Annotated in this window: 4 protein-coding genes; 3 read left to right on the forward strand and 1 reads right to left on the reverse strand. The window is 70.5% G+C overall.

Going from position 1 to position 4,824, the window contains the following annotated elements:
* The first annotated feature begins 109 nt into the window (after positions 1-109).
* The 3 genes from AC1U7O_RS10800 (at position 110) to AC1U7O_RS10810 (ending at position 3,219) form a co-directional block, all read left to right on the forward strand.
* Positions 110-277 carry an XRE family transcriptional regulator gene (locus AC1U7O_RS10800; protein WP_479894787.1) on the forward strand — a complete coding sequence of 56 codons (168 nt, stop codon included), beginning with the start codon at positions 110-112 and terminating at the stop codon, positions 275-277.
* Between the two features lie 121 nt (positions 278-398).
* The gene (locus AC1U7O_RS10805) at positions 399-728 is read left to right on the forward strand and encodes a DMT family protein (protein ID WP_479894783.1); all 330 of its coding nucleotides are present in this window, start codon (positions 399-401) and stop codon (positions 726-728) included.
* A 25-nt stretch (positions 729-753) separates the two neighbouring features.
* Positions 754-3,219 (forward strand): ATP-binding protein, encoded by a 2,466-nt coding sequence (locus AC1U7O_RS10810; RefSeq protein WP_479894784.1) that lies wholly within the window; start codon positions 754-756, stop codon positions 3,217-3,219.
* Positions 3,220-3,261: 42 nt separating this feature from the next.
* Here the strand turns inward: AC1U7O_RS10810 and AC1U7O_RS10815 are convergent, their stop codons facing one another.
* On the reverse strand, positions 3,262-4,695 hold the full coding sequence (locus tag AC1U7O_RS10815) for an OmpP1/FadL family transporter (protein ID WP_479894785.1): 1,434 nt from the start codon (positions 4,693-4,695) through the stop codon (positions 3,262-3,264).
* Positions 4,696-4,824: the final 129 nt, after the last annotated feature.

Here is a 4,824-nt window from a genome sequence, read left to right on the forward strand (position 1 = left end):
TACCCCGCCAAACGCCGAAGCGCCCCCCACGGGGGGAGGGGTGGAGCGAGGACGACGGGGGTGATCGCCACGACAGGACCCGCTAGAGTTGCTGTAGGTACCATCGAGTATTGTCGGATCAGGGTTAACATGGGCCGAGGCGGCGAAGCGTCCGGGCGTCGCGCAATCGCGCGTATCGGACTTGGTGCGAGGCAACTGGGAAACGTTCGGCTTGGAGATGCTCATCACGCTCGAAACGAGGCTGGGACGCACCGTGCGGGTGGAGTGCGCTGCGTGAGGGGAGCGGTCCCACTGGTGCAGGGTTCACGGGGTCGGCACTTTGAGCTTCCCGCCTCGCCCGATACCATGCCGGCCAGCCCTTCTTCGAAACAGATCGGAACCAGGAGGTGCCCCTAACGATGCACACGATCGCCCTGCTGACGGTCTCGAACGTGTTCATGACCCTTGCCTGGTACGGCCATTTGAAGTACAAGGAGTCGCCCCTGTGGGCGGCGATCCTGGTGAGCTGGGGGATCGCGTTCGTGGAATACTGCTTCCAGGTGCCGGCGAACCGGATCGGCCACTACCAGTTCACCGCGGCGCAGCTCAAGACGATCCAGGAGGTCATCACGCTCGTCGTCTTCTGCGGCTTCTCGGTCTGGTACCTCAAGGAGCCGCTCAAGTGGAACTACCTCGCCGGCTTCGCGCTGATGGTCGGCGCGGTGTTTCTGATCTTCAAGGAGTGGTGACCGTCATGCCGGAGGCTGCTCGCTGATGGCCGCCGGACCTCCTCCCACGCAGGAGTTCGAGAAGCTCGGCGTCTTCTACCTCGGCCGGCCCTACGACCTCGCCAAAAAGACGCCGAAGCCGGGCTGGCTGCTCTACGACTCCAAGGACCTGGTCACGCACGCGGTCTGCGTCGGGATGACCGGGAGCGGGAAGACCGGCCTCTGCCTCGGCCTGCTCGAGGAGGCGGCGATCGACGGCATCCCCGCGCTCGTCATCGACCCGAAGGGGGACCTCGGGAACCTGCTCCTGACCTTCCCCGACCTGCGCGCCGAGGACTTCCTGCCCTGGATCAACGAGGACGACGCGCGCACGCAGGGCCTGCCGCCGGCCGAGTATGCGGCCCGGCAGGCGGAGCGGTGGCGGAAGGGCCTGGCGGAGTGGGGGCAGGATGGCGCCCGCATCGCCCGCATGAAGGCGGCCGCCGACGTCGCCATCTACACGCCGGGGAGTCGGGCGGGGCTGCCGCTGTCCATCCTCAAGGCCTTCAGCGCGCCGTCGGCCGAGGTGATCGAGGAGCCCGAGCTGCTGCGCGGGCAGGTCGGCACGACGGTCTCAAGCCTCCTGGGCCTCGTGGGTCTCTCGGCCGACCCGCTCAAGAGCCCGCCGCACATCCTGCTGTCCAAAATTCTGGAAGCCGCATGGAAGGCCGGCGAGAGCCCGGATCTCGTCACGCTGATCCAGCGGGTGCAGACGCCGCCCTTCGCGCGGGTCGGCGCGCTCGACCTCGACGCCTTCTATCCCGCGAAGGAGCGGTTCGATCTGGCCGTCCGGCTCAACCACCTGATCGCCGCGCCGGGCTTCGAGGGCTGGCTGGAGGGCGAGCCGATGGACATCGGCGCGATGCTCTACACGCCGGAGGGCAAGCCGCGCCTCGCGATCGTCTCCATCGCCCACCTGACCGACGCCGAGCGGATGTTCGTCGTCTCGCTCCTCCTGAACGAGATCGTCGGCTGGATGCGCCGGCAGTCCGGCACGACGAGCCTGCGCGCGATCGTGTACATGGACGAGATCTTCGGCTACTTTCCGCCGGTCGCGAACCCGCCGTCCAAGGGCCCGCTCCTGACGCTGCTCAAGCAGGCCCGCGCCTTCGGCGTCGGGGTCGTGCTCGCGACGCAGAACCCGGTGGACCTCGACTACAAGGGCCTCGCCAACGCGGGCACCTGGTTCATCGGGCGACTGCAGACGGAGCGCGACAAGGCCCGCGTGCTGGAGGGGCTGGAGGGTGCGGCGGCGGGCACGGGCAAGGCCTTCGACCGGCAGAAGATGGAGCAGACCCTCGCCGGCCTGGGCAACCGGGTCTTCCTGCTGAACAACGTCCACGAGGACAAGCCGGAGGTCTTCGAAACCCGCTGGACGCTCTCCTACCTGCGCGGGCCGCTCACGCGGACGCAGATCAAGGCGCTCATGGAGGGCCGTAAGGCGTCAGGCGTGAGGGGTCAGGTGCTTGAGAAGGGCCGCGAGGACTCCCCCCTCCCCCCGCACTCCTTGCCCCCGACGTCCGCGAGGCCCATCCTCCCCCCCGGCGTGGCTCAGTATTTCCTCCCGGTCCGCGGCCGGGCGCCGGAGGGCGAGGCGCTGCTCTACCGCCCGATGGCGCTCGGGATGGGCCGCGTGCGCTTCCTCGACGCCAAGGCCGAGGTGGACGAGACGCGGGAGGTGGCGTTCCTGGCCGAGATCGGGGAGGGGCCCGTCGCCGTGGACTGGGAGGAGGCGGTCGAGGTCGCCCTCGCGCCGTCGGACCTGGAACCGGAACCGCGCGCGGGCGCCGAGTTCGCGCCGCTCCCCACCGCGGCGGGCAAGCCCAAGAGCTACGAGGCCTGGGGCAGGGACTTGGCGAGCCGGCTCCATCGGACGCAGAAGCTGGAGCTGTTCGCCAGCCCCGCGCTCGGGCTGCGCTCGCGGCCCGGCGAGTCGGAGCGGGACTTCCGCATCCGGCTCCAGCAGGAAGCGCACGAGCGGCGGGACCGGGCGGTGGAGGTCCTGCGGAAGAAGTACGCGCCCAAGCGGGCGGCGCTGGAGGACCGGCTTCGCCGCGCGAGGCAGAAGAAGGAGCGCGAGGCCGAGGAGGCCAAGGCGCACTACGTCCAGACCGCGCTCTCCGTCGGCACGACGCTGCTGGGCGCGCTGCTGGGGCGGAAGACGGTCAGCGCCTCCACCCTCGGCAGGGCGACGACCGCGGCGCGCGGCGTGGGCCGCTCGGTCAAGCAGGCCAAGGACGTCGCCCGTGCGGAGGAGAACGAGGAGGCGGTCGCCCGGCAGCTCGAGGAGCTGGACGTACAGTTCCGGGCCGAGGCGGACCGGCTGGCCGCCGAGGCCGATCCCCTCGCCGCGCCGCTGGACATCCACGCCGTCCGTCCGACCAAGACCAACATCTCGATCCGGCTCATCGCGCTCGCCTGGGCGCCCTACCGGCGGGACCGGCAGGGCGGGCTGCACCCCGCCTGGGAGTGACGCGTCCTCGGCCGGCGCGGCGGGCGGCGGCGGCCGGCGCGGTCAGAAGTTCACCCGCAGGTTGACCATCCCGACCTGATAGGTGGTCTTGTAGAGCCCGTCCACGGTCGGGTTGCTGCTCCCCGTCACCGACCGCTGGTCGAAGAGGATGGCCTGGTAGGCGATGTCCAGACCGACGGAACTGGGGTGGAGCTTGCTCTTGCCCTCGTTGCCGCAGTCGAACAGGCCGAGGAACTGCGCCGTTCCCTTGCAGAGGACGCCCATCCCGACGGAGATCGCGTTGTTGTCCGCGTCGGGCACGGCCGGGGTGAAGGTCTGGTTCGGGATCGGGCTCTGGCTGTTCCAGTATCCCGCCCGCAGCGCCAGCTCCCAGTCGGGCAGCTTCTCGATCTCGAGGAAGCGGTACTCCGTGCCGACCATCACCGTGTAGATGCTCCGCCAGTTCTGGGGGAAGGGCAGCGTCGCGCCGGACGACAGGTGCACGTCCGTGTTCCGGACGGACTTCCAGCCGGTGTAATCCACGTCCAGCTCGATCTTCCACTCGCGCGCCCGGTCCCGGACCGGCCACAGCGCGATGCCGCCCGTGAACACCTGCGGGAGCACGAGCGTCGAGGTAGCGGCCGAGTTCAGGCCGCCGTTCAGCAGGAAGTTGCCGTCCAGATGCAGCGTCGCCTGGCTCCGGTACTGGAAGCCGATGTTGGCCAGGGGCTTGCCGTCCGCGTTGCGGAGGGGGGTGTACAGGAAGCTCGCGTTGAACCCGAGCGAGGTGTCCCGGCCGTTGACCTCCGTCGGTGTGCCGGCCGGGATGCCGGACCCGCCCGGCCAGTTCAGCTTGCTCACGCTCTGGCCCTTTCCGTACAGCCGGGAGAAGGTGTAGATATCCATGCCCAGGCCGATCGAGAGCTGGTCGTTGAGCTTGTAGGCGATGGTGGGCTTGATGTCGATGAGCGGCAGGGCGGCGAAGGTCGTCTTCGTGTTGAAGGGGCCGTTGTCCGGCCAGCGGCTGAGCGACCCGAAGGGCGAGAGGGCGCCGATGCCGACGGTCGTGTCGCCGAGGAACTTGATGCCGAGGTCCTTCAGGTTGGCCGTCACGTAGACGTTGGTCGGCGGCGGCCAGGCGACGCTGCCGTTGAAGGTGCCGGTGGCGTTCCGGCCCGCGTCGCTGGTGAAGTCGGTCGTGCCGCCCACGAACGTCGCGCCGACGTAGGTCTGGACCCCGCGCAACTGGGTCATGCCGGCGGGGTTGTAATAGATGGCCGAGGGATCGTCGGCCTGGGCCACGAAGGCCGCGCCCTGGCCGGCCGCCGCCGCGCCTTGGTCGATGATCCGGAAGGCCCCCGCGTGGCCGTCCGCCGGCCCCGCCAGCGCCGCGGCCAGCGCCAGGAGCAAGACGGCCGTCGGCCGCCGAGGGGCCGCGCCGGCCCACGCCCCGGACCGCCGGAATCCTCTCCACACCCGTGCCGCCAGCGATTGCATCGTCGCCTCCCTCCTCGCTCCCGCTCGACCGGCTGCGCCGTCTCGCCGGTCCCCGCGCGGGGGGGGCCCCCCCCCCCCCCCCCCCCCCCCCCCCCGCCCCCGCGGCCGGCGCCCCCCCCCCCCCCCCCC

This window comes from Candidatus Nitrospira neuquenensis (genome assembly GCF_979578155.1).

Excerpts from the sequence above, each read along its gene's own strand:
- AC1U7O_RS10805 (WP_479894783.1), top strand. The coding sequence starts at position 399 with ATGCACACGATCGCCCTGCTGACGGTCTCGAACGTGTTCATGACCCTT.
- AC1U7O_RS10810 (WP_479894784.1), top strand. The coding sequence starts at position 754 with ATGGCCGCCGGACCTCCTCCCACGCAGGAGTTCGAGAAGCTCGGCGTC.
- AC1U7O_RS10815 (WP_479894785.1), bottom strand. The coding sequence starts at position 4,695 with ATGCAATCGCTGGCGGCACGGGTGTGGAGAGGATTCCGGCGGTCCGGG.